The organism is Nocardioides cavernae (assembly GCF_016907475.1).
Taxonomy (GTDB): Bacteria; Actinomycetota; Actinomycetes; order Propionibacteriales; family Nocardioidaceae; genus Nocardioides; species Nocardioides cavernae.
Genome location: NZ_JAFBCA010000001.1, coordinates 3,535,838 through 3,558,872, shown reverse-complemented (window position 1 = coordinate 3,558,872; position 23,035 = coordinate 3,535,838). Strand labels below are relative to the sequence as shown.

Sequence of the window (23,035 nt, the reverse complement as noted above, 5' to 3'; positions counted from 1 at the left end):
CACCCATGGACTTCAAGGACCTCACCATCGCCATCGTCGGCGGCGGGTACGGCGGCGCTGCCGCGGCCAAGGCGCTCAGCCTGCGCGGTGCCGACGTCACTGTCTACGAGCAGGCGAGCCAGATCTGCGAGGTCGGCGCCGGCATCGGCCTGCGCCCCTCCACGATGGACCTGTTCCGCCAGTGGGGCGCGTTCGACGCCATCGCCGGCGTGAGCTCGGCCAGCGACTACTTCGAGATCCTCACCGCCACCGGCGACCCGATCATGAAGGACGCCTGGCCCGGCATGGACGACTTCGAGGTGCACACCCACACCCACCTCATCCACCGCGGTGACTTCATCGACGCGCTCGTCGGCGTCCTGCCCGACGGAGTCGTCAGGGTCGGCCACCGGCTCGAGCGCATCGACGTCACGGGCGAGCGACCCGCCCTCACCTTCGCCAACGGCGCGACCGCCACTGCCGACCTCGTGATCGGCGCCGACGGCATCAAGTCGACCGTGCGGCAGCAGTTCTTCAGCGACCAGCAGCCGCTCTTCGCCGGCGAGCATGCCTACCGCGTCGTCGTCGACGCCGACGCGGCGCACGGCCTGGTCGTCGACGACAACCTGCGCATGTACGTCGGTCGCGGCACCAAGGTGTACGTCCTGCCGCTGCGGCACCGCGGCCAGATGTCCTTCGACGTCACGGCGCTGCACCCCGACGGGACGTGGAACCCCCACGTGACCAGGGACGACCTGCTCCGGACGGTCGAGGGCTTCGACGAGCGCATCGTGCGCACCGTGCAGGACCTCGACATGGACGCGGTCAACGTCCGCGCGGTCTACGACATCGACCCCGTCGACGCCTGGCACTCCGATGCCGTCGTGCTCCTCGGCGACTCCGCCCACGCGATGTGCCACCACCAGGGCCAGGGGGCCAACTCCGCGATCATGGACGCCGGTGCGCTGACCGACGCGATCGCCGACGCGGGCACGGTCGCCGAGGCGCTCGCCGCCTACCAGGCCGCCCGCAAGCCCGTCACCGACGAGCTCCAGCGGATCTCCCGCCAGGGCTGGTCGGAGGACGAGATCAACGACGTCTTCCCGGGCCAGAACCCGCAGTCGCAGCCCGAGCCCACCGAGTCCGAGTCGGTCGCCTGATGGCCCTCCACCCCCAGGTGGCCGCGGTCCTCGCCACGCTGCCCGCGCCGCCCCCGGGCCCGCTCGACCCGGTCGCCATGCGCGCCGCCGAGGAGTCGCACGTCGCCCCGGTTGGGGAACGGCTGCCGCTCCACACGGTCGAGGACCGCACCGCACGCACGACGTACGGCGACGTCCCGGTCCGCGTCTACACACCGACCGCCGACCCGGTCCCGGGCGTGCTCGTCTACCTCCACGGCGGCGCCTTCTTCCTCGGCAGCCTCGAGACGCACGACCACGTGGCGCGCGCCCTCGCGCAGGCGACCGGCCTGCAGGTCGTCTCGGTCGGCTACCGCCGCGCGCCCGAGGCGGCGTACCCCGCCGGGCTCGAGGACTGCTACGGCGTCGTGCGTTGGCTGGGGGAGGGCCTCGAGCCCGGCGCGCCCCTGGTGGTCGCCGGCGACAGCTCGGGCGGCACGTTCGCTGCGGCCGTCACCGCGATGGCGAAGGACGACGACTGGGATCGGATCACCCACCAGGTGCTCTACTACCCCTCCCTCGACCTCGACCTCGACGAGGACCGCTACCCGTCGATGCGCGAGAACGCCGTCGGCTACGGCCTCGAGACCGCCGGGCTGAAGCCGTTCAACGCCTTCTACCTCGAGTCCGGTGCCGATCCCGCGGACCCGCTCGTCTCGCCGATCAAGCGCGAGGACCTGTCGGGTCTCCCGCCGGCGCTCGTCGTCACGGCTGAGCACGACCCGCTGCGGGACGAGGGCGAGCTCTACGCCGAGCGCCTGCGCGCAGCCGGCGTCGACGCCACGACCAGCCGCTACGGCAGCGTCGGCCACGGCTTCGTCCAGCACTTCTCGTGGGTCCCCGACTTCCAGGGGGTCTACACCGAGACGGCCGAGTTCCTGTCGTGAGCGTCGACGTCCACCCGATTGCCGCCCCGTGGGGCCGGTTCGCGCTCTACAGCTACCTGATCGACGCCCCCGAGCTGGCGATCGTCGACACCGGCGTCGCCGCCTCCGCGGCCAACGTCCCCGCGGAGCTGGAGAAGCTGGGCCGGCGGATCGAGGACGTTCGCTGGATCCTGCTCACCCACGGCCACATCGACCACGTCGGTGGCGCCGACGCGCTGTGGGAGGCCACCGGACGTAGGGCCGAGGTCGTCATCTCCGCGACGGATGCGCACTTCCTGCGGTCGCGCCGCTCGCACGTCGAGGAGGCCCTCGAGCTGCGCGGGTCGTACGTCGACGCCGCCACGCTGGAGGAGCGCAAGTCGCGCGAGGTGCTCGAGGCCGTCTCCGGCGAGCTCGAGCCGACCCGGACGGTCGGCGACGGTGACGTCCTCGACCTCGGCGGCACCACGGTGCGCGTGGTCGCGGTGCCCGGCCACACCGCGGGTGCGGTGGCCTACGTCGTCGATTCCGACGACGTCGGCGGGGGAGCCGAGCACGTCTTCGTGGGCGACGCCGCGCAGTGCTACGGCGCCGCCAGCGGCTTCCCGGGCTACGAGGACCCCGACGCCTACCGGGCCTCCCTCGAGCGGGTCCTCGCCCTCGACCCGCAGCACCTCTACCTCGGGCATCCCTACCGCCAGGCGGACGGCACGCCCTTCCCTGTCGTCCTCGACGACGGCGGCGCACGTGCGGCCCTCACGGCGAGCCTCGCACGCGAGGCCGAGGTGCGTGCGGCGATGACCAGCAGCACGCCGACGGCGAGCGGGTCGGCGTACGCGCCCTTCGCCGAACACGCGGCGCGGCTCGGCTACACCGGCGACCCGACGCTCGAGCCCTCACCCTTCTTCACCACGATGCGCGGATATCTCTGCGCCCAGCTCAAGGAGTCGACCCATGCGTGAAACGATCGAGCGGACCATCGACGCCGGCGGCGAGAAGGTCGCGGCGCTCAAGGACCTCGCGGTCCCCATGCGCGACGGCGTGCACCTGGCCGGGGACGCCTACGCATCAGACTTCGGCACGCCGCGGCCCGCGCTCGTCGCGCTGTCGCCCTACGGCAAGGAGCTGCAGGCGCTCGCCCTCACGATGCCGCCGCAGAAGCGACCCTCCCCCCTGTGGGACGGCTGCATCGAGGCGGGCGACATCGCCCGCGTCGTCGACAACGGCTACGTGCACGTCATCGGCGACCTGCGCGGCTCCGGCTACTCCGAGGGCGACCACATCGGCAACTACAACGCCGGCGGTGTGTCGCTCGGCGAGGACGCCTACGACTTCATCGAGTGGGTGGCTGCGCAGCCCTGGTGCGACGGAAACGTCGGCATGATCGGCATCTCCTACTTCGGCTCCATGCAGGTCATCGCCGCGGCCGAGCGGCCCCCGTCGCTCAAGGCGATCTTCGTCTCCGGCGGCCACTACGACTTCTACGAGACGACCTACCACGGCGGCATCATGTGGCTGATGCCGCGCGCCGCCCGCGAGGGTCGCGGCGGTGACTCGGGGTGGGCCTTCACCGACGGCGTGAAGTCGCGGATGCTCGAGACCCACAGTCCCGAGCAGATCGACAAGCTGGTCGCCGAACGGTTGCAGGACCCCGACATCCAGGCGTGGCCCAACCTGGTGCACGCCCTGCACTACCCGAAGAACCACGAGCCGTGGTTCGACATCGTGATGAACGACGTCGACGGGGAGTGGTACGAGGAGCGCAACCCGGTCAACTTGGCGGAGAGCATCGACATCCCCGTCTGGCTGCAGATCGACCAGGGCCGCGGCTGGACGATGGACGGCACCATCGAGTGCTTCGACCGCATCCCGGCGAAGAACAAGAAGCTCACCATCGGCCCCTACCCGCCGATGCAGTCGCGCCCCTTCGTCGAGGAGCACGACAAGATGTTCCGCTGGTACGACAAGTGGCTCAAGGGCATCGACAACGGGGTCGACGAGGAGCCGGCCGTGTCCGTCTTCGTCGAGGGCACCCGGCAGTACGTCGAGGGCGACACGTTCCCGCCGCGACGGGCGGAGCACCGCGAGCTCTACCTGCGCCCCCGCGGCAAGCTGTCGTCCGAGCCCGAGCCGATGGGCCCGGCACACGCCGGCCCAGAGGGCTTCTTCCAGGCTCCGCTGACGACGACCTCTCGCGTTGAGACCCTCAGCTGGTCGACCGACGTCTTCGATGAGCCGGCCACGCTGATGGGCACCGGCGCCTTCCACCTGTTCGCCGCGATAGACCAGGACGACACCAACTGGATCATGCGGATGTGGGACGTCGGTCCGGGCGGGAAGCGCCAGCTGCTGACGACGGCGTACCTCAAGGCCTCCATGCGCGAGCTGGACGCCGACAAGTCGACGTCCGGCAGCCCGGTCCACCCGCTCACCCGCAGGGTGCCGGTCGAGCCGGACCGGATCGAGGAGTACGTGCTCCGGGTCTACCCGATGGCCGCGACGATCCTCCCTGGGCACCGGATCACGGTCGAGCTGAGCTGCAACGAGCCGATGGTGGACGAGCACAACTCGCTGCTCCCGCCCGACGCGTTCCACCTCCCCGTCGGCCGGCCGGTGACCCACAAGGTCTACCGCGACGCCGCGCACCCCTCGCGGCTGGTGCTGCCCTTCACCGTGTGAACCTCACCGTGCGAGGCGCGTGATGCCCGCCGCCGCGACCGAGAGCGCTGCGACGAGGCGTTCCCGGTCGCGGCGCAGCGACGGCACGACGATGCCGAGGGCGGCGACCACGTCACCGTCGGCGTCGCGCACCGGCACCGCGACGGAGCAGGCGCCCAGCGTCAGCTCCTCCCGGGTGGTCGCGAAGCCGTCGCGACGGACGCGCTCGAGCTGGCGTTCCAGGGTGCCCGGCGTGACGATCGTGTACGGCGTCAGCGGCCGCAGGTCGGCCAGCACCCGCTGCTGCACGTCGGCCGGGGCGTGCGCGAGCAGCACCTTGCCGACCCCGGTGGCATGCATCGGCAGCCGCGAGCCCACGCGGCTCACCACCGGCACCGAGGCGACGCCGGAGAGCCGGTCGAGGTAGAGGACCCGGTGGCCGTCGCGCTCGGCGAGGTGGACCGTCGCGCGGGTGGCCGCCTGGAGGTCCTGGAGGAAGGGTGCGGCGACCTCGCGCAGTCCGGTCTGCACCGGCGCGAGCAGACCGATGTCCCACAGCCGCCGGCCGACGACGTACGAGCCGTCATCGGTGCGCTCCAGCGCCCCGGCGGCCAGCAGGCGCCGCACGATCCGCAGGGTCGTGGGCGGGGTCAGGCCGCTGCGCGCGGCCAGCCGGGTCAGCGTCAGCCGCCGGTGGCGCTCGTCGAAGGCGCCGAGCACGTCGAGGGTGCGGTCGACCAGCGACGCGCCGGGAGCGGAGCCACCTGCCATGTGCGCAGACTATTCCACTGAGTGACATCCGGATGGTGACGCGGCAACAGCCACCTCCCTAGCGTCCGACCCATGACCATGACCCGCACCCAGGTCGCGATCGTCGGCGGCGGCCCCGCGGGCCTGATGCTGTCGCACCTGCTGCACCGCTCGGGCATCGAGTGCGTCGTGGTCGACAACCGCACGGTCGAGGAGATCCGCACGACCCACCGCGCCGGCATCCTCGAGCGCGACAGCGTGCGGCTGCTCGCCGAGACGGGCGTCTACGAGACCGGCCACGAGCGGGTGATCACCCACGGCGACCGGCACGGTGGCATCTACCTGCGCTTCGGCGGCGGGAGCCACCACATCGACTTCGAGGAGCTGGTCGGCGCCTCGGTGTGGCTCTACCCGCAGACCGCCGTCTTCGTCGACGTCCACGCCGCCCGCACGCGCGACGGCGGCGACCTGCGCTACGGGATCACCGACACGGCCGTGCACGACCTCGACACCGACCGGCCGCGGGTGACGTACGCCGATCTCGACGGGCGGGCGCACGAGGTGACGGCCGACCTCGTCGTGGGCGCCGACGGCTCCCGCTCGCTCTGCCGCGACCACGTCGAGGCGCGGAGCCGCTACTTCCGGGAGTACCCGTTCGCCTGGTTCGGGATCCTGTGCGAGGCGCCCCGCTCGGCCCCCGAGCTGATCTACACGCGCTCGGACCGGGGCTTCGCGCTGATCAGCCAGCGCACCGACACCGTGCAGCGGATGTACTTCCAGTGCGACCCGGCCGAGGAGGCGAGCGCCTGGTCCGACGACCGGATCTGGAGCGAGCTGCAGGCGCGGCTGTCCGGGCCCGACGGCTTCGAGCTCGAGGAGGGCCCGGTGATCGAGCGGACCGTGCTGCCGTTCCGCTCCTTCGTCCAGACGCCCATGCGCAGCGGCCGCCTCCTGCTCGCCGGCGACGCCGCACACACCGTGCCGCCCACCGGCGCGAAGGGCCTCAACCTCGCCCTGGCCGACACCCGCGTGCTGGCCGAGGTCATCGAGCGCGCCATCGGCAAGGGCGACCTCGACGCGCTGGACGCCTACACCGATCGCGCGCTGCAACGGGTGTGGAAGGCGCAGCACTTCTCCTACTGGATGACCACGATGCTCCACCGGGCGCCGGGGCAGCAGGAGCACCGGGACTTCGACGAGCTCCGCCAGCTCGGCGAGCTCACCAGCCTGGTCTCGTCCGAGGCCGGCGCCACCTACCTCGCGGAGGGATACACCGGATGGCCGACAGCATGACCGGGTTGGAGCCACAGGACGTCATCGACCAGGAGATGCGTGACATCTCGGCGTCGTACGCCGCCGGCAGCGCGGTGGAGACGCAGCCGCGGCGCGACTACGCGCCGTACCGGTCGTCCCGGCTGCGCCACCCGACGAAGGATCTCCAGCAGGCCGACCCCGAGGGGATCGAGCTGTGGGCGCCGGTGTTCGGCGCACGCGACGTCGGCGAGCTCGAGTCGGACCTGACGATCCAGAGGGGCGGCGAGCCGGTGGGGGAGCGGATGGTCGTCACGGGCCGCGTCCTCGACGGCGAGGGGCGGCCGGTGCGCCACCAGCTCGTGGAGATCTGGCAGGCCAACGCCGGTGGGCGCTACATCCACCAGCGCGACCAGCACCCGGCGGCGCTCGATCCGCACTTTACCGGGATGGGGCGCTGCCTCACCGACGCCGACGGCACCTACCGGTTCACCACCATCAAGCCCGGCCCCTACCCGTGGAAGAACCACCACAACGCCTGGCGGCCGGCGCACATCCACTTCTCGCTCTTCGGCACCGACTTCACCCAGCGGCTGGTGACCCAGATGTACTTCCCGGGCGACCCGCTGTTCGACCGCGACCCGATCTACCAGTCCATCGTCGACCCACGCGCCCGCGACCGGCTGGTCGCGACCTACGACCACGACCTGACGCAACACGAGTGGGCCACGGGCTATCGGTGGGACATTGTGTTGACGGGGTCGCACCGCACCCCGCTCGAACAGGACGCCGCCGAGGAGGCCCACGCGTGACCCCCATCCCGACTCCCGGCCAGACGGTGGGTCCGTTCTTCCACTACGCGCTGCCCTACGACGGCGACAACGAGCTGGTGCCGCCGGCCGCGGCAGGTGCGGTACGCCTGCACGGCACGGTCCGCGACGGCGCGGGCGAGCCGGTGCCCGACGCCGTCCTCGAGCTCTGGCAGGCCGACGCGGCCGGTGAGGTCGTGCAGCAGGCGGGCTCGCTGCACCGCGACGGCTGGACCTTCACCGGCTTCGGTCGAAGCGCGACGGACGCCGAGGGGCGCTACTCCTTCACCACCCTGAGACCCGGTGTGGTGCCGGGCGCGTCGGCGCCGTTCTTCGCCATCACGGTCCTCGCCCGCGGGCTGCTCCACCGGCTCTTCACGCGCGCCTACCTGCCGGGCGCGTCCGATGCGTTCCTCGACGGGCTCGACCCGGACCGTCGGACGACAGTCCTGACCGTCGCCGACGAGTCCGGCTTCCGCTTCGACGTACGCCTCCAGGGCGAGGACGAGACCGTCTTCCTCGACTTCGGCGATGAGTGACCTGTTCTGGCCCGGCGACCGCCGGGCGGGCGACGTGGTCACCGACGAGGCGTTCGTGGCGGCGATGGTGGCCGTCGAGTCGGCCTGGGCGGACACCTCCCTCACGGTCCCGGACGGTCCGTTCGATGCGGAGGCCGGCGGCAACGCGGTGATCCCGCTCGTCGCCGCGCTGCGTGACGCCAACCCCGGGGTCGACGTGCACACCGGGCTCACGTCGCAGGACGTGCTCGACACGGCGATGGTGCTGATGCTGCGGGACGCCGTGGACGCGGTGCGCTCGCACCTCTCCTCTGCCTCATCGGCGGTCGACCGGCTCGCGGCCTCCCACGGCGAGGCGCCGATGATCGGCCGGACACTCACGCAGTGGGCACTGCCCATCACCTTCGGGCACAAGCTCTCGGCGTGGCGCTCCGGCCTGTCGGGCGCCTCCGACGACCTCGCCGCGCTGGCCTTTCCCGCGCAGTCCGGGGGACCGGTCGGCACCCTGCGGGACGACCGCCTGTCCACCCGCCTCGGCCTGGACGACGTCCCCGCCTGGCACACCGACCGCCGGCCGATCACCCGCATCGCCGACGCCCTGACGGCGACCACCGACGCCTGCGGACGGATCGCGCGCGACGTGCTCGAGCTCTCGCGACCCGAGATCGCCGAGCTCGAGGAGTCCTCCGGCGGCGGGTCCTCGTCCATGCCCCACAAGGCCAACCCGGTCCTGTCGGTGCTCGTCCGGCGGGCCGCCCTGACGGCCCCCCAGCTGCTCGCGACCCTGCACCTGTGTGCCGCCGACCAGGTCGACGAGCGCGCCGATGGTGCGTGGCACGCCGAGTGGGACACGCTGCGCCTGCTGGTCCGGCGTACCGCCGTCGCCGCGAGCCAGACCGCCGACCTGCTCGCCGGGCTCCGGGTGCACGCGGACCGGATGGCCGAGAACCTCGCTGCTGCCGAAGCGGCCCGGTGACCCACGTTCGACCCCACCTGGAGGTGGCATGACGAAGTACGACGACGGCATGGCCGTGCGCCGCGAGGTGCTCGGCGACGAGCACGTCGATCGCGCGACCGACCGGATCACCGACCTGGACCGCGACTTCCAGACCATGATCACGGAGTACGCCTGGGGCACGGTGTGGACGCGTCCGGGCCTCGACCGGCGTACCCGCTCGCTGATCACGATCACCGCGCTCGTCGCCCGGGGCCACCACGAGGAGCTGGCGATGCACCTGCGCGCCGCACGCCGCAACGGGGTGACGGTGGAGGAGATCGGCGAGACCCTGCTGCAGAGCGCGGTCTACTGCGGCGTCCCGGACGCGAACACCGCATTCCGGATCGCCCGCGAGGTGTTCGCGGACGTCGACGACGAGGTCTGAGGTCCGGCAACGCTGGCACTGCCTACGCGGCCCCGGTGGACCCGCGCAGCACGAGCTCCGTGGGCAGGACGACGGACGGTTGGTCGTCGTTCGCCCGGGTGTCGGCGGTGAGCAGCAGCTCGACGGCGACCCGCCCGAGGTCCGCGTGGGCCCCGCCGAGCGTGGTGAGTCCGGGGGTGCACACGTCGGCGGCGAAGATGTTGTCGAACCCGACGACGCTGACGTCGGCCGGCACTCGTAGGCCCCGTTGGGTGAGGCGCTGGATGACGCCGATCGCGAGCAGGTCGTTGTGGGCGACGATCGCCGACGCGCCGTCGTTCAGGGCGCCGTCCGCAGCTGCCCCGCCCTGGCTGACCTTCGGGGTGAACGGCCCGATCCGGCGAGCGGTGGTCCCGGCCTGCTCGGCTGCCTCCTTCAGGGCGGCCCAGCGGGTGGCAGCCATCCAGGAGTTGCGCGGTCCGGCGAGGTAGACGAGCTCGCGGTGGCCCAGCGAGGTGAGGTGGGCGACGATCTGCCGACACCCCTCGACGTGGTCCAGCACGACGCTGGCGAGCCCGGGCACCTCTCGGCTCATGAGGACCACGGGACGCTGGTCCGCGATCTGCCTCAGGTTCTCGTCGGGCAGTCGGCTCGCTGCGAGGAGGAATCCGTCGACAGCCGGCGCGAGTCGCTGGATCTGCTCCCACTCCATCCGCGGCGACTCCTCCGCGTTCACGAGAAGGAGCGTGTACTCCGACATGCGAGCCCGCATCTCGGCGCCCCGGATCAGCTCGAAGTAGTGCGGGTTGGTGATGTCCGAGACCACCATGGCCACGGTGTGGTGCCGGCCTGACAGCAGTGCCCGCGCATGAGGGTTGGGCCGGTAGCCGAGCTCGGCCGCGCTGGCCAGCACCCGTTCGCGGGTCGCCGCCGAGACCCTCCCTGGGTTGGTGAAGGCGCGCGAGACGGTCGAGGTGGCGACGCCCGCAGCGCTCGCGACGTCGTAGATGGTGGGTCGGGCCACGAGGACAGGACAACGCACCTGGCAACAGGATGGCAACCCCTTGCCGCCTAATTGCCGGACTCCGTAACTTCGCCGATGTGACGACCATCACCGACAACGGCCGAGGCGGCCGGCGCATGCCCGCCTGGCTGACGCGGGTGGCACGGGTGCTGACCGCCGTGGAGCTGACGATCGGTGTCGCCGCGCTGGTGCTGATCTTCGCCCTGGTGCTGGTGCAGGCGGCGCAGCGCTACCTCCCGATCGACGGGTGGCCGTGGAGCGGGGAGCTCGCCAGGTTCTGCCTCGTCTGGCTCACCTTCGTCCTCGCCGGCGTCCTGGTCACCAACGACTCCCACATCGCCATCGAGATGATCGACCTCGTCCCGGGCGATCTCGTGCGGCGGGTCGTCCGCGTCGTCTCCTGCCTCATCGTCGCGCTGATCGGTGTCGCCCTGTGCGCCGAGGCGTGGGAGCTCTGGCAGACCCAGGACATGCTCAAGTCGCCGGCGATGCGGATGCCGATGTCCTGGCTCTACGGCATCTCGATGATCGGCTTCGTCAGCGTGGTGGTCCGCTCGCTGATCGCGGCCGTGGACTACGCCGTGCACGGCGTTCCCGAACCGACGTACGACGACCTGGCGACCCACGAGATGCCCACAGCATGAGCGTCCTCGTCCTCTGCCTCCTGATCGCCGCGCTGCTGGTGATCCGCGTCCCGGTCGCGTTCGCGTTCTTCGGTCCCTGCTTCCTCTACATGATGACGAGCGACCAGTCCGTGGGCCTGGCCCTGCGGCTGGTGTCCAACTCGACGGCGAGCTTCCCGCTGCTCGCGGTGCCGCTCTTCATCCTGCTCGGCTCGATCGCCAACAAGGCGGGTATCGCCGACCGGCTCTTCGACTTCGCGCTCGCGCTGCTCGGCCGGGTGCGCGGCAGCCTCGGCTACGTCAGCGTCGGTGTCAGCCTCGGCTTCTCGTGGATGAGCGGCTCCGCGGTGGCGGACGCGGCCGCGCTCGGCAAGGTCGAGATCCCGGCCATGCTGCGCGCCGGCTACTCGCGTCCGTTCGCACTCGGGGTCGTCGGATCGTCCTCCCTGATCGCCCCGGTGATGCCGCCGAGCATCCCGGCAGTCATCTACGCCGGCCTGGCGGGAATCTCGACCGGGGCGCTCTTCGCGGCCTCGGTGGTGCCGGCCTTCCTGATGGCCATCGGCCTGTGCGTCGTGGTGTTCCTGTGGGTGCGGCGGATGCCCGACCTGCCGAGGACGGAGTTCAGCTGGAGCCGGGTGGCGGTCACCGGCCGTCGTGTGATCGCGCCGCTCGGTGCGCCGGTGATCATCCTCGGCGGGATCCTCGGCGGTTTCGTCACGCCTACCGAAGCGGCGGCCGTCGGCGCCCTCTACATGCTCCTGCTCGGATTCGGCCTCCGCACCCTGCACCTGCGTGACCTGCCGAAGGTGTTCATCGAGGCCGCACTCACCACCGGCAGCATCATGCTGATCGTCGCGTCGGCCAACCTGCTCGGCTACGTCCTCGCCCGCGAACGGGTGCCCCAGGAGATCTCCCAGTGGATGCTCGGACTGACGAGCGACGCCACCGTGTTCCTCCTCCTGGTCTTCGCGTTGTCGATGGTGCTGGGCACGGCCCTCGACGCGATCGCCGTGCTCACGCTGACCGTCCCCATCCTGCTGCCGATCGCGGCGCAGTACGACGTGGACCCGATCGCGCTCGGCGTGCTGATGATCCTGTCGCAGATGATCGGGCTGCTGACGCCGCCGGTGGGCACGGTCATCTTCGTCCTGCAGGCCATCACCAAGGCCAGGATGGCGGAGGTCTTCTGGGGCTCGCTGCCCTTCCTCGTGCCGCTGACGCTCCTCTGCTTCGGGATCATCTTCTGGCCCGACGTGATCCTCTACCTGCCCGAGAGGCTGGGCCTGTGAGCGCGCCGGACCGGCGTTCGTGGCTCGCCGGCCTCATCGGGCAGGGCGTCGGACCGTCGCTGACGCCCGAGATGCACGAGCGGGAGGCCGAGCGCCAGGGCCTGCGCTACGTCTACAAGGTCATCGAGCAGGCCGGCGGAGCGGTGGACGCCGCCCACCTCGAGCACCTCCTCGGCGCCGCGATCGAGCTGGGCTACGACGGTCTCAACATCACCCACCCGGTGAAGCAGGCGATGGTGCCGCTCGTCGACGAGACGGCTCCCGCGGTCCGGGCGATCGGCGCGCTCAACACGATCGTCATCCGCGACGGGCGGACGACGGGGCACAACACCGACGTCACCGGCTTCAAGAGGTCCTTCACCGACGGGCTGCCGGACGTCGACCGCGACCGCGTGGTCCTGCTCGGCGCCGGCGGGGCCGGCACGGCGGTGGCACACGCGCTCGTCGACCTGGGCGTACGCCGGCTCCTCGTCGTGGACCTCGACCACGAGCGTGCTGACCAGCTCGCGGCCTCACTGGACGACCGCTCGACCGACATCGAGATCGTGCAGCCGACCGCGGGCTGGCTGCGGGCGGCTGTCGGCATGGCCACGGGTCTGGTCAACGCCAGCCCCATGGGCATGGCCGCCCACCCCGGGTCGCCGGTCCCGGCCGAGGTGCTCCGACCGTCGCTGTGGGTGGCCGACATCGTCTACCGCCCGCTCCACACGACTCTCCTGGACGCCGCCGCGGCGGCCGGGTGCACCGTCCTGACGGGCGCGGGGATGGCCGTGCACCAGGCCGCCGACGCCTTCGAGCTGATCACCGGCCGGCCCGCCGACCGCGCCGCGATGCTGCGCGACTTCGACGAGCTCGTCGCGACCGAGACGAGCCGCTCTCGGAACACCACTGAGAAAAGGAATCGATGATGGCACCTCGAACGAAGGGAAGGAGCGCGGCCCTCGCAGCCTGCGTCGTCGCGCTACCGATGTTCCTCGCCGCCTGCGGTGGCGACGACGAAGGCGGCGGAGCCGGGGAGTCCGGCGGGGACGTCACTCTGCAGCTCGCCCACAGCTACACCGAGGACCAGCCGCAGCACCGCTGCGGGGCGCAGGTCATCGCAGACGAGGTCGAGAAGGCCGACGTCGGGATGTCGATCGAGGTCTTCTCCTCGAGCCAGCTCGGAGCGGACGCCGACCGGATCGCGTCGGTCGTCTCCGGCGACATCGACATGGACATCCAGGGCGCATCCGCACTGGGCGCGGTCTACGAGCAGGTGTCCGTGCTGGACGCGGCGTACGCCTTCGACGACAGCGACCACCTCGCTCGCTACTTCGACGGCGACGCCGCCGGCGAGCTGCTGCAGGGATTCGAGGACGAGACCGGCGTGCACACCCTGGGCGCCTGGTCTGCCGGCATGCGTGAGTTCACCGCCAACGAGCCCATCCGCGAGCCCGGTGACCTCGACGGCCTGCGGATGCGCTTCCCCAACTCCCCGCAGTTCCTCATGAACGCCAAGGCGCTGGGCGCCGACGCGACCGAGGTGGCCTACGAGGAGCTGTTCCTCGCCCTCCAGCAGGGCACGGTCGACGGGCAGGAGAACCCGATCACCAACATCGCTGCCAGCAGCCTCCAGGACGTCCAGGACTACATCTCGATGTCGGACCACCAGGCGAACTCCAACCTGGTGATCATCGGGGGCGACTCGTGGTCGGGCCTCAGCTCCGAGCAGCAGGATGCCCTCGCGGCTGCGGTGGAGACGGCGGAGGAGAAGGTCCCGGAGTGTGTGGCCGAGGACGAGGAGGCCACGATCGCGGAGTGGGAGGAGAGCGGCGACATGGAGGTCGTCGACGACGTCGACGTCGAGGCCTTCCGCAGCCAGGCCGACGACTACCTGCGTGACAACTTCGACGAGGAGCAGCTCGCGGTCTACGAAGGCATTCGCGGCGAGGCCGAGTGACGACAGGCGTGACAGGACGGTGACCGAGCGGACGGTGGAGACCTTCCGGGGGCCGGTGTCGACCGACGACCTCGGCACGACGCTCATCCACGAGCACGTGTTCGTGGGCCATCCCGAGCTGGATGTGGACTTCCCCCACCCCGAGTGGGACGAGGACGTCGCGATCGAGACGGCGGTCCAGGGGCTGGAGCGGCTGTGGGACCTCGGGGTCCGCACCGTCGTCGACCTGACCGTCCTGGGCATCGGTCGCGACGTCGCCCGCGTTGCGAAGGTGGCCGATCGGGTCCGCGTGCACCTGGTCGCCTCGACCGGCTACTACGCGGCCGACGTCCTGCCGGCGTACTTCTCGACGCACGGGCCGGGCCGCCTGGTCGGGGGACCGGACCCGCTGCTCGAGCTGTTCCTGCGCGACATCCAGGTGGGGATCGCGGGCACCGGTGTACGGGCCGGCATGCTCAAGGTGGTCACCGACCGCTCGGGCATCACCCCCGACGTACGCCGGGTGATGGAGGCGGCAGCAACCGCGCAGCGGCGCACCGGCGTCCCGATCACGACCCACACCCACGCGCCGTCGCGCAACGGGCTCGAGCAGCTCGCCTTCTTCCGGGAGCACGGCGTCGCACCCGAGCGGCTGGTCATCGGGCACTGCGGCGACAGCGAGGACCTGGACTACCTGCGCGAGCTGATGGACGCCGGCGCGAGCACCGGGATGGACCGCTTCGGGATGGAGCACGTGCTCCCCGACGACGTACGCGTGGCGACCGTCCTCGCGCTGCTGCGGGAGGGGTACGCCGACCGCATGGTCCTCTCCCACGACGCGGCGTACTTCAGCCGCGTCACGCCCCCGTCGTGGCGCGTGGCGAACGTGCCGCACTGGAACCTCGAGAACATCTCCCGGCGGATCCTTCCCCGGCTGCATGACGGAGGCGCGACCGACGAGCAGATCCACCAGCTGATGGTGCTCAACCCGGCGCGGCTGCTCACCCCCTCGACCCCTGAGGAGCCGTGATGCGCACGTCGATCGCGACGGTCTGTCTCAGCGGCACCCTGACCGACAAGCTCCACGCCGCTGCCGAGGCCGGCTTCGACGGGGTCGAGATCTTCGAGCCCGACCTGGTCGCCTCACCGGCGAGCCCTGAGGAGATCGTGGCGCTGGCGGGTCGGTTGGGGATCTCGCTCGACCTGTACCAGCCGTTCCGGGACGCAGAAGGCGTCACCGAGGACGAGTTCGAGACGGTGCTGCGGCGGGCCCGGGCGAAGTTCGTCCTGATGCAGCGACTGGGCATCGAGACGATGCTCGTGTGCAGCAACGTCGGGACCGCGACGATCGACGACGACGCCGTGTCGGCCGACCAGCTGCGACGCATGGGGGAGGCGGCTGCCGAGCACGGTGTGCGGATCGCCTTCGAGGCGTTGGCCTGGGGCCGGTACGTCGACGACTACCGTCGGGCGTGGCGCATCGTCGAGCTCGCCGACCACGAGGCCGTCGGGGTCTGCCTCGACAGCTTCCACATCCTGTCCCGTGGCCACGACCCGGCCGCGATCGAGGAGATACCGGGCGGCAAGGTGTTCTTCCTGCAGCTCGCGGACGCTCCGGCGCTGAGCATGGACGTGCTGTCGTGGTCGCGCCACCACCGCCTGTTCCCGGGGGAAGGAGCCTTCGACCTCGGGTCGTTCCTCACCCACGTGCTGCGCACGGGGTACGACGGACCGCTGTCGCTGGAGGTATTCAACGACGTGTTCCGGCAGACCGAGGTCGGGCGGACCGCGCGCCAGGCGCGCCGGTCCCTCACCTGGCTCGAGGACCTGGTCGGCAGCCGGCCGTTGCCTCCGGTCGCCGAGCCGACCGGCTTCGACTTCGTCGAGGTGCGGGCGGAGGACACCGGCGAGGTCGACGTCCTCCTCGGACAGCTCGGCCTCACCTTCCGGGGCCGACACCGGAGCAAGGACGCACGGCTGTGGGCCGACGGGCCCGCGCGGATCGTCTGCAACGAGCAGCACGCCCGGGACCGGACGCCGTCGCTCGCCGCCGTCGGGTTCCAGGTGGCTGACCCGGCCGTCTCGGCCGCCCGCGCACGCGCCCTCCAGGCACCGACCGTCTACCGCAGGACGCTCGCCACCGAGCAGGAGCTCCCGGCCTTCCGGGCACCGGACGGCACGGAGGTCTTCCTCGGCTCGGGCTCCGGGGGAGAGGCCACGTGGGCGCCGGAGTTCGAGGGCGGCCGGACGTCTGGAGCCGCGCTCCTGACCGGGATCGACCACGTCAACCTGGCCGAGCCGTGGCAGTGCTTCGACGAGGCGGTCCTCTTCTACAGCAGCGTCCTGGGGCTGCGAGTGGACGTGAGCCAGGAAGTGCCCTCCCCCCACGGGCTCGTTCGCAGCCAGGTCGTGCGGTCGGCCTCCGGCGCCTGCCGGCTCGCCCTCAACGTCGCACCGCTGGTGTGGGACGCGTCCTCGGGCTTCCCGCAGCACGTGGCGTTCTCGACCGACGACGTCGCCGCCGTTGCCAGACGGGCGGTCGAACGCGGCCTGGTGCCGCTGGCCATCCCGCAGAACTACTACGACGACCTCGTCGCCCGGTTCGACCTCTCGAGAGCCGAGGTCCGGGAGATGGCCGAGCTCGGCCTCCTCCACGACCGTGACGGGGCGGGCACCTTCACGCACTTCTACACCGCCACGGTCGGTGAGGTGTTCTTCGAGGTGGTGCAGCGCGTCGACGGCTACGACGGTTACGGCGCTCCCAACGCCGGCGTACGCCTTGCGGCCCAGGACCCGGATCGCTGACAGCGCGCCCGGACTCGACCGGATCAGTCTCGCCCTTGCCTCGCTGGACCAATCGGGCCACAGTGGGCTGACAGTTCTCGGACCGTCGCACGAGTGAGCGGGAGCCGCCACGGTGAGCAGAGAGTCCGGCGGTGTTGCCGGCCAGGCTGGCCCGGTCGCGATCAGGCCGGAGGCGGTCCGCAACGTCCTGGTCGTGGGTCCGGCGGGTGCGGGGAAGACCACCCTCGTCGAGCGGCTGCTGGTCACGGCCGGGGTGCTGAACAGGGCCGGCAGCACCGAGGACGGCACGACCGTGTGCGACTTCGAGGAGGTCGAGCACCGGCAACGACGCTCCGTGGGGCTCGCCCTCGCGCCGCTGGTGCACGGCGGCGTGAAGGTCAACCTGCTGGACGCCCCCGGGTACGTCGACTTCGTGGGCGAGGTGCGAGCGGGCCTCCGCGCTGCGGACTGCGCGCTGTTCGTCGTCGCCGCGAACGAGGGGGTCGATGAGCAGACCCGGACACTCTGGCGTGAGTGCGCCGACGTGGCCATGCCGCGGGCGGTGGTCGTCACCAAGGTCGACCACGCCCGCGCGGACGTCGACGGCGTCGTGGCGCAGGCGCGCGATGCCTTCGGCGAGCGGGTCCTGCCCGTCTACCTCCGGGAGGGCGGGCGTCTCGTCGGCCTGATCACCGGGGACCATGGCCACGACGCGCAGCGAGCAGCGCTCGTCGAAGGCATCATCGAGGAGTCCGAGGACGAGACGCTGATGGAGCGCTACGTCGGTGGCGAGGTGATCGAGGCCAAGCTCCTCCTCGCGGACCTGGAGCTCGCCGTCGCCCGGGGGTCGCTGCACCCCGTCGTCCCGGTCGACTCGACCAGTGGCGTGGGGGCCGGCGAGCTGCTGGACCTCATGGTGTCCGCGTTCCCGTCACCGCTCGAGCACCCGCTGCCGAAGGTCTTCACACCGGCGGGTCGACCGGGCCCGGAGATCGCGTGCGACCCGTCCGGTCCGCTGGTCGCGGAGGTCATCAAGACGACCACCGACCCGTACCTCGGGCGCGTCAGCCTGGTCCGCGTCTTCTCGGGGACCGTGCTGCCGGACGCCACGGTGCACGTGTCCGGGCACCGCTCGGCGTGGACGGGTGCGGCCCCCCCGGACTCCAGCCACCCGGACCATGACGAGGACGAGCGGATCGGGTCCCTCTCCGTGCCGCTGGGCAAGTCCCAGCGCACCGCCCCGGCCGTGGTCGCGGGCGACCTGTGCGCCATCGGACGGCTGAGCCGGGCCGAGACCAGTGACACCCTCGCCGACGTCGACACGCCGCTCGTGCTCGAGCCCTGGCAGGTTCCCCACCCACAGCTGCCGGTGGCGATCCAGGTCCGCACGAAGAGCGCCGAGGACAAGCTCGGCCCGGGACTCCAGAGGCTCGCCGCCGAAGACCCCACCCTTCGCGTCGAGCACAACGAGGAGACCCACCAGGTCGTGCTGTGGACGATGGGGGAGGCCCACGCAGACGTGCTGCTCGACCGGCTCGCCGGCCGCTACGGCGTGGACGTCGACGAGGTCGAGGTCCAGGTGCCGATGCGGGAGACGTTCGTCCGCCCGGCCACCGGTCACGGCCGGCACGTCAAGCAGAGCGGCGGACACGGGCAGTACGCCGTGTGCAGCATCGAGGTCGAGCCGCTCCCGCAGGGCGGTGGGTTCGAGTTCGTCGACCGCGTCGTGGGAGGCGCGGTGCCCCGGCAGTTCATCCCCTCGGTCGAGAAGGGGATCCGATCGCAGATGAGGGACGGGGTCGTGAACGGCTGTCCGGCGGTCGACCTCAGGGTGACCCTGACCGACGGCAAGGCCCACAGCGTGGACTCCTCCGACATGGCGTTCCAGACGGCCGGGGGGCTGGCGCTGCGCGACGCGGCGACGCGTGGCGGGACGTGCCTCCTCGAGCCGGTCGACGAGGTGGAGGTGCTCGTCGCGGACGCCCTGGTCGGCACCATCATGGGTGACCTGTCCGCGCGTCGGGGCAAGGTCCTCGGCAGCGAGCCGGCCCGCGAGCCGGGCATGGTCGTGGTCAGGGCCCACGTGCCCCAGCTGGAGCTCCGCCGGTACGCCGCCGAGCTGCGCGCCCTCGCCCACGGCTCGGCGTCGTTCACCCGGGCGTTCGCTCGCTACGAGCGGGTCCCCGACCAGGTCTCGGCCATCCTTCCGCCCCGGTGATCCCACGCATCGATGGACCACGCTTGGGTTCGCGCACGCCCCGGTGCTTGGCTGGGCGCATGAGCAAGCACGGAACCATGGCCACCGACCGTCCCGAGCGCTACGCCAAGCAGCTGGCCGGGCACTGGTCGGCGAAGGCGACCGTCACCGAGGACGGGGACACGCGAACGCTCGTCATGGCCGGCGGCCAGACCGTGGTCCTCCGCCCCGTCGAGGGTGCCCTCGAGATCGAGGCGAGCGTGCCCGCCGACGGTGAGCTCGACGTGGACCGCTGGGCCCAGGTGGTCGCCGACCACCTCCAGCGATTCGGCCAGCGCGACGAGCTCGAGGTCGTCTGGGCCTGAGGGCCGGGACCGGGTCCGTTCAGCTCGTCGTGGCGTGCGCAGCGGTCTCGGCCAGCTCGACGAGGGCCTGCCTCAACCATCGGTGGCCGGCATCACCGTCGGTGCGGCTGGTCCAGGCCAATGATCTCGGTGATGGGCTGGAGCCGGTCCACAGGTTCCCGCGGCGTGCCGTCGGCGCGACGTACGAGCGGCCTCTCGTCGACGGGCAGGAGTACGTCGTCGAGCTGGGCGTCGATCGGCTCGGCACGACCTCGCTCACCTGGACGTGGCGGGTCCTGACCGGCACCGAGGTCGCAGTGACGGGCTCCCACACCGTGGTGCACGTCGACGAGAGCGGACGCCCGGCCCCCGTCCCGGACACCCTGCGGGAGGCGGTGGCCGAGCGGGGCTGACGCGCGGCCAGCGCGCCGGCCGAAGCGCGAGCCGCTCTGGCGGCGTGCAGGACCCGAAAACGGTGGACACCGGCTCGGCCACCCGAGGATGCTCGGATCAGGTCGCACCTCGACCCCCGGGAGGCAACGCATGGGAGCGCTCACCAGGCCCGAGGTCCCCCCAGGGCCCCAACGGGACCTCGTCGCTGCACTCCACGAGCTCCACCATCGCGCCGGTTGGCCGAGCCTCCGGACCCTCGCTCGCGAAGTCGGCTGCAGCCACACCGCGGTGTCCAACATCTTCTCGTCCGTCCGAGTGCCGTCGTGGGGCGCGCTCGAGCTCGTGGTGAAGGCGATGGACGGGGATGCCGCGGAGTTCCACGAGCTGTGGCTCGCGACCGGCCGCCCTGCGACGTCGACCCCGGAAGTGCGGATAGCCGGCCGCCGCGACGAGCTCGTGGCCGTGCGCCGCCACCTCGACCACGGCACGGGCCTGTTGCTGGTCACTGGAGAGGCGGGAATCGGCAAGACCGCACTCGTTGCGGCGGCGGCCGCCGGTGCGGAGGCATTCGTGACGACAGGCGCCTGCCGGCCGCTGTCGGCGGAGGTGCCCCTGCTGCCTGTGGCAGATCTGCTTCGCCGGGTGCGCACCGAGCACCTCGCATGGTTCGACGACGCGATGGCAGCAGGGCCGGCGTACCTCTCGGACGCCCTCGCGCAGCTCCTGCCCGAGCTGGCGACCGCGGACACCGTCGCGGCCGTGAGCGAGGACTGGGCCCGGCACCGCGCCTTCCACGCGGTCGGCGCGCTGCTGTCCGCGCTACGCGAGCGTCGCCCGCTAGCCGTCGTCGTCGAGGACGTGCACTGGGCCGACGCCGCGACGCTCGACGTGCTCGAGCTGCTGGGGACCCACCGGTGCCCGCTCGTGGTGACCGTGCGGACCGAGGACCCGGACGTCGGGGAGGCGTTCGCCGACTGGCTGACGCGCGCCCGCCGCCTGCCCGGCGCGGTCGGCCTGGCACTTGGCCCGCTGACGCTCGCCGAGACGACCCAGCAGCTCGCGCTCCTTGCGGGTGACGACCTGGCACCGGGCGAAGTGGCGAGGATCCACGCACGCAGCCTCGGCCAGCCGCTGTTCACCGAGCAGTTGGCTCTGCATCCCGACGACCAGCCCCTGCCCGAGCTGCTGGCGGACCTCCTGCTCCGCCGCCTGCGTGGTCTCAGCGAAACGGCATGGTCCGTGGCACGGGCCCTCGGTGTCGCAGACCGGCCGCTGCTGCCCCAGCAGCTGGAGGAGATAACGGAGGTCGACATCGGCGTCGGGCTGCGTGAGCTGGACGCCCGGCGGCTGCTCGGCCCGGCTGACGGACTGGAGGTGCACCTGCGGCACCCGCTCGTGGCCGACGCGATCCGCCGGCACCTCGTGCCGGGCGAGGCCCCGGACGTGCACCGGCGAGTGGCCAGGGTCCTGGCCTGTATGCCGGATCCACCGGCTGCCGAGATCGCTGAGCACTGGGGCGCTGCCGGCGCCTGCCGGGAGGAGCTCGGCTGGCGCATAGCCGCCGCGAGGGCCGCCTCGGCCGGGCGGGCGGTCGAGTCCGCTGCCAGTCAGTGGCGGTGCGTGCTCGAGCTCTGGCCTGCCGACCTCCGAGAAGCGGGAGATCCTCCGCTCGCCCGCGCCGCAGCGTATGCCTCCGCCCTCGATGCCATCGCGCGCGTCGACTTCGCCGAGGCGACCTCCCTGGTTGACGACGCGCTCGCCGCCGCTGCGGATGCCGCTCCCGAGCACGCGGCGGGAATCATCCGACGCGTGGGCGACTACCGCCACTGGCAGGCGCAGCCCGCCGTGGCGCTCGAGCTCAACGCGCGAGCCGTGGACATGTACGCACAGCTGACGCCCTCGCGCGACCATGTCGATGCCCTGACGTCGCTGGCAAGCGCGTACGAATCTCTCGGTCGCTTCCGCGAGTGCGCCGAGATCGGGGTCCGTGCCGTGGCCGAGGCGCGGCGTGTGGGGATCCCGTCGGTCCTGAAGGAGGCACTCGTGCGACGCGCGTGGGACCAGGGGCTCGCGGGCGACGGATCCGGCGCTCGGGCGAGCATCGACGAGCTGAGCGCCATCACGATCGATCCCGAGGATCCCTACTGCGAGATCGAGGTCGCGGTGGGCGTGACGGACATGTTGCTGATGAGCGGAGCGCCGGCCGAGGAGCTCCTCGATGTCGCCCGGACCGCGCTCGCCCTCGCCGACGCTTGGGGTCTCCACCAGTGGATGGATGCGATCCTGCGCAGCAACCTCGCCGAGGCCCTCATCGCGCAGGGTTCCCCGCAGCGCGCCTGGGACCTTGTCGCCCAGTTCACCGAGGGCGATCCCGAGCAGCAGCGCTGGCCGCTGTACGAGCAGCGTGCGGTGCTCGACTTGATGCGCGGCCGTGCAGATGACGCCGACCGGCGCATCACGATGGCGGGGGAGGGGCCAGCGCCGACGGGGGGTCTCGCGTTCAGGCTCTTTCACCACTCCGTCGCCGCCACGATCGAGCTCTGGACGGGTCGACCCGCCGCGGCCGCGGAGCGGGTGCTCGCCGTGCTGCGGACGGGCGAGGGGACGGAGGAGCCGGCCATGCTCGCCCCGGTGCTGGTCCTGGCCGCGCGCGCAGCCGCAGACCTGCGCGACCCGGTCCTCGGCACCGAGCTGCGTGACCTGCGTGGCCGACTGACCGGCGACCCGTTCGCGCCCCACCCCCATCTCGCCAGGCCCGTGGCGGAGGGTGCCACCTGGTCGGCTGAGCTGGCCAGGCTCGAGGGTGCCGGGACCGTGGACATTTGGGTGGTGGCCGCGGGGACCTGGGACGGGCTCAGACGCCCCTATGACGCGGCGTACTGCCGCTGGCGGGCAGCTCAGGTGGCCCAGGCGACCGGGCAGGGCACGATGGCAGGTCGGCTGCTGAAGCGCGCCGCTGCCGACGCCCGTGGACACGTTCCGCTGTCCGACGCGGTCCGGCGAGCCGCAGATGCAGTCGGGAGTCGGGCCGCGCCCGTCTAGCGCACGGACGCTCGCGGGCAGGCCCGCCCCACGCGCCGTCGGTGCCCT

At 71.8% G+C, this 23,035-nt stretch carries 21 protein-coding genes; 19 read left to right on the top strand and 2 right to left on the bottom strand.

Annotated features, from left to right (window positions below; all coding sequences use genetic code 11):
* The first annotated feature begins 5 nt into the window (after window positions 1-5).
* The 4 genes from JOD65_RS16605 to JOD65_RS16590 are packed head-to-tail and all read left to right on the top strand — an operon-like array spanning window position 6 to window position 4,702.
* Window positions 6-1,139 carry an FAD-dependent monooxygenase gene (locus JOD65_RS16605; RefSeq protein WP_191196012.1) on the top strand — a complete coding sequence of 378 codons (1,134 nt, stop codon included), beginning with the start codon at window positions 6-8 and terminating at the stop codon, window positions 1,137-1,139.
* Complete coding sequence (locus JOD65_RS16600; protein ID WP_191196011.1) at window positions 1,139-2,044, top strand: alpha/beta hydrolase; 906 nt, start codon at window positions 1,139-1,141, stop codon at window positions 2,042-2,044. Before JOD65_RS16605 ends, JOD65_RS16600 begins: the two co-directional genes overlap by 1 nt.
* Window positions 2,041-2,985 (top strand): MBL fold metallo-hydrolase, encoded by a 945-nt coding sequence (locus tag JOD65_RS16595; protein ID WP_191196010.1) that lies wholly within the window; start codon window positions 2,041-2,043, stop codon window positions 2,983-2,985. Before JOD65_RS16600 ends, JOD65_RS16595 begins: the two co-directional genes overlap by 4 nt.
* Window positions 2,978-4,702, top strand: a complete 1,725-nt coding sequence (locus JOD65_RS16590; RefSeq protein WP_191196009.1) for a CocE/NonD family hydrolase — start codon at window positions 2,978-2,980, stop codon at window positions 4,700-4,702. Before JOD65_RS16595 ends, JOD65_RS16590 begins: the two co-directional genes overlap by 8 nt.
* 3 nt (window positions 4,703-4,705) lie before the next feature.
* On the opposite strand, the gene JOD65_RS16585 is transcribed toward JOD65_RS16590, so the two are convergent.
* Entirely contained in the window at window positions 4,706-5,452 is a 747-nt protein-coding gene (locus JOD65_RS16585) for an IclR family transcriptional regulator (protein WP_191196008.1), read from the bottom strand.
* Window positions 5,453-5,524: 72 nt separating this feature from the next.
* On the opposite strand from JOD65_RS16585, the gene JOD65_RS16580 reads away from it, so the two are divergent.
* From JOD65_RS16580 to pcaC, 5 genes are read left to right on the top strand one after another with little or no spacing between them, the layout of a single operon-like run.
* Window positions 5,525-6,724, top strand: a complete 1,200-nt coding sequence (locus JOD65_RS16580; RefSeq protein WP_191196007.1) for a 4-hydroxybenzoate 3-monooxygenase — start codon at window positions 5,525-5,527, stop codon at window positions 6,722-6,724.
* Window positions 6,709-7,494: a protocatechuate 3,4-dioxygenase subunit beta gene (pcaH, locus tag JOD65_RS16575; protein ID WP_191196006.1), complete on the top strand. Its 786-nt coding sequence runs from the start codon at window positions 6,709-6,711 to the stop codon at window positions 7,492-7,494. The genes JOD65_RS16580 and pcaH overlap by 16 nt, the downstream gene beginning before the upstream one ends.
* On the top strand, window positions 7,491-8,030 hold the full coding sequence (gene pcaG / locus JOD65_RS16570; protein ID WP_191196005.1) for a protocatechuate 3,4-dioxygenase subunit alpha: 540 nt from the start codon (window positions 7,491-7,493) through the stop codon (window positions 8,028-8,030). Before pcaH ends, pcaG begins: the two co-directional genes overlap by 4 nt.
* Complete coding sequence (locus JOD65_RS16565) at window positions 8,023-8,985, top strand: lyase family protein (protein ID WP_191196004.1); 963 nt, start codon at window positions 8,023-8,025, stop codon at window positions 8,983-8,985. Before pcaG ends, JOD65_RS16565 begins: the two co-directional genes overlap by 8 nt.
* A gap of 28 nt (window positions 8,986-9,013) precedes the next feature.
* Window positions 9,014-9,391: a 4-carboxymuconolactone decarboxylase gene (pcaC, locus tag JOD65_RS16560; protein WP_191196003.1), complete on the top strand. Its 378-nt coding sequence runs from the start codon at window positions 9,014-9,016 to the stop codon at window positions 9,389-9,391.
* Window positions 9,392-9,413: 22 nt separating this feature from the next.
* Here pcaC and JOD65_RS16555 read toward each other — a convergent pair whose 3' ends face one another.
* Window positions 9,414-10,394: a LacI family DNA-binding transcriptional regulator gene (locus JOD65_RS16555; protein WP_191196002.1), complete on the bottom strand. Its 981-nt coding sequence runs from the start codon at window positions 10,392-10,394 to the stop codon at window positions 9,414-9,416.
* A 77-nt stretch (window positions 10,395-10,471) separates the two neighbouring features.
* On the opposite strand from JOD65_RS16555, the gene JOD65_RS16550 reads away from it, so the two are divergent.
* The 10 genes from JOD65_RS16550 (at window position 10,472) to JOD65_RS16505 (ending at window position 22,987) form a co-directional block, all read left to right on the top strand.
* Window positions 10,472-11,038 (top strand): TRAP transporter small permease, encoded by a 567-nt coding sequence (locus JOD65_RS16550; RefSeq protein WP_191196001.1) that lies wholly within the window; start codon window positions 10,472-10,474, stop codon window positions 11,036-11,038.
* On the top strand, window positions 11,035-12,309 hold the full coding sequence (locus JOD65_RS16545; protein ID WP_191196000.1) for a TRAP transporter large permease: 1,275 nt from the start codon (window positions 11,035-11,037) through the stop codon (window positions 12,307-12,309). Before JOD65_RS16550 ends, JOD65_RS16545 begins: the two co-directional genes overlap by 4 nt.
* Window positions 12,306-13,217 carry a shikimate dehydrogenase gene (locus tag JOD65_RS16540; RefSeq protein WP_191195999.1) on the top strand — a complete coding sequence of 304 codons (912 nt, stop codon included), beginning with the start codon at window positions 12,306-12,308 and terminating at the stop codon, window positions 13,215-13,217. The genes JOD65_RS16545 and JOD65_RS16540 overlap by 4 nt, the downstream gene beginning before the upstream one ends.
* The gene (locus JOD65_RS16535; RefSeq protein ID WP_204811237.1) at window positions 13,217-14,248 is read left to right on the top strand and encodes a DctP family TRAP transporter solute-binding subunit; all 1,032 of its coding nucleotides are present in this window, start codon (window positions 13,217-13,219) and stop codon (window positions 14,246-14,248) included. The genes JOD65_RS16540 and JOD65_RS16535 overlap by 1 nt, the downstream gene beginning before the upstream one ends.
* A gap of 19 nt (window positions 14,249-14,267) precedes the next feature.
* Window positions 14,268-15,257 carry a phosphotriesterase family protein gene (locus JOD65_RS16530; RefSeq protein ID WP_191195997.1) on the top strand — a complete coding sequence of 330 codons (990 nt, stop codon included), beginning with the start codon at window positions 14,268-14,270 and terminating at the stop codon, window positions 15,255-15,257.
* Window positions 15,257-17,032, top strand: a complete 1,776-nt coding sequence (locus tag JOD65_RS16525) for a bifunctional sugar phosphate isomerase/epimerase/4-hydroxyphenylpyruvate dioxygenase family protein (protein WP_191195996.1) — start codon at window positions 15,257-15,259, stop codon at window positions 17,030-17,032. Before JOD65_RS16530 ends, JOD65_RS16525 begins: the two co-directional genes overlap by 1 nt.
* A 112-nt stretch (window positions 17,033-17,144) precedes the next feature.
* A complete protein-coding gene (locus tag JOD65_RS16520; protein WP_191195995.1) occupies window positions 17,145-19,229 on the top strand; it encodes an elongation factor G in 2,085 nt (694 codons plus the stop codon).
* 59 nt (window positions 19,230-19,288) lie between these two features.
* Entirely contained in the window at window positions 19,289-19,573 is a 285-nt protein-coding gene (locus tag JOD65_RS16515; RefSeq protein WP_191195994.1) for a DUF2218 domain-containing protein, read from the top strand.
* Window positions 19,574-19,674: 101 nt separating this feature from the next.
* Window positions 19,675-19,965, top strand: coding sequence for an acyl-CoA thioesterase (locus tag JOD65_RS16510; protein ID WP_191195993.1), 291 nt, complete (start codon window positions 19,675-19,677; stop codon window positions 19,963-19,965).
* 268 nt (window positions 19,966-20,233) lie between these two features.
* Window positions 20,234-22,987, top strand: a complete 2,754-nt coding sequence (locus tag JOD65_RS16505; protein WP_191195992.1) for an AAA family ATPase — start codon at window positions 20,234-20,236, stop codon at window positions 22,985-22,987.
* Window positions 22,988-23,035 lie beyond the last annotated feature (48 nt).

What these genes read in the sequence shown, in the direction of transcription:
- JOD65_RS16605 (WP_191196012.1), top strand. Translation starts at nt 6, where the DNA reads ATGGACTTCAAGGACCTCACCATCGCCATCGTCGGCGGCGGGTACGGC.
- JOD65_RS16600 (WP_191196011.1), top strand. Translation starts at nt 1,139, where the DNA reads ATGGCCCTCCACCCCCAGGTGGCCGCGGTCCTCGCCACGCTGCCCGCG.
- JOD65_RS16590 (WP_191196009.1), top strand. Translation starts at nt 2,978, where the DNA reads ATGCGTGAAACGATCGAGCGGACCATCGACGCCGGCGGCGAGAAGGTC.
- JOD65_RS16585 (WP_191196008.1), bottom strand. Translation starts at nt 5,452, where the DNA reads ATGGCAGGTGGCTCCGCTCCCGGCGCGTCGCTGGTCGACCGCACCCTC.
- JOD65_RS16580 (WP_191196007.1), top strand. Translation starts at nt 5,525, where the DNA reads ATGACCATGACCCGCACCCAGGTCGCGATCGTCGGCGGCGGCCCCGCG.
- pcaH (WP_191196006.1), top strand. Translation starts at nt 6,709, where the DNA reads ATGGCCGACAGCATGACCGGGTTGGAGCCACAGGACGTCATCGACCAG.
- JOD65_RS16565 (WP_191196004.1), top strand. Translation starts at nt 8,023, where the DNA reads ATGAGTGACCTGTTCTGGCCCGGCGACCGCCGGGCGGGCGACGTGGTC.
- pcaC (WP_191196003.1), top strand. Translation starts at nt 9,014, where the DNA reads ATGACGAAGTACGACGACGGCATGGCCGTGCGCCGCGAGGTGCTCGGC.
- JOD65_RS16545 (WP_191196000.1), top strand. Translation starts at nt 11,035, where the DNA reads ATGAGCGTCCTCGTCCTCTGCCTCCTGATCGCCGCGCTGCTGGTGATC.
- JOD65_RS16535 (WP_204811237.1), top strand. Translation starts at nt 13,217, where the DNA reads ATGGCACCTCGAACGAAGGGAAGGAGCGCGGCCCTCGCAGCCTGCGTC.
- JOD65_RS16525 (WP_191195996.1), top strand. Translation starts at nt 15,257, where the DNA reads ATGCGCACGTCGATCGCGACGGTCTGTCTCAGCGGCACCCTGACCGAC.
- JOD65_RS16515 (WP_191195994.1), top strand. Translation starts at nt 19,289, where the DNA reads ATGAGCAAGCACGGAACCATGGCCACCGACCGTCCCGAGCGCTACGCC.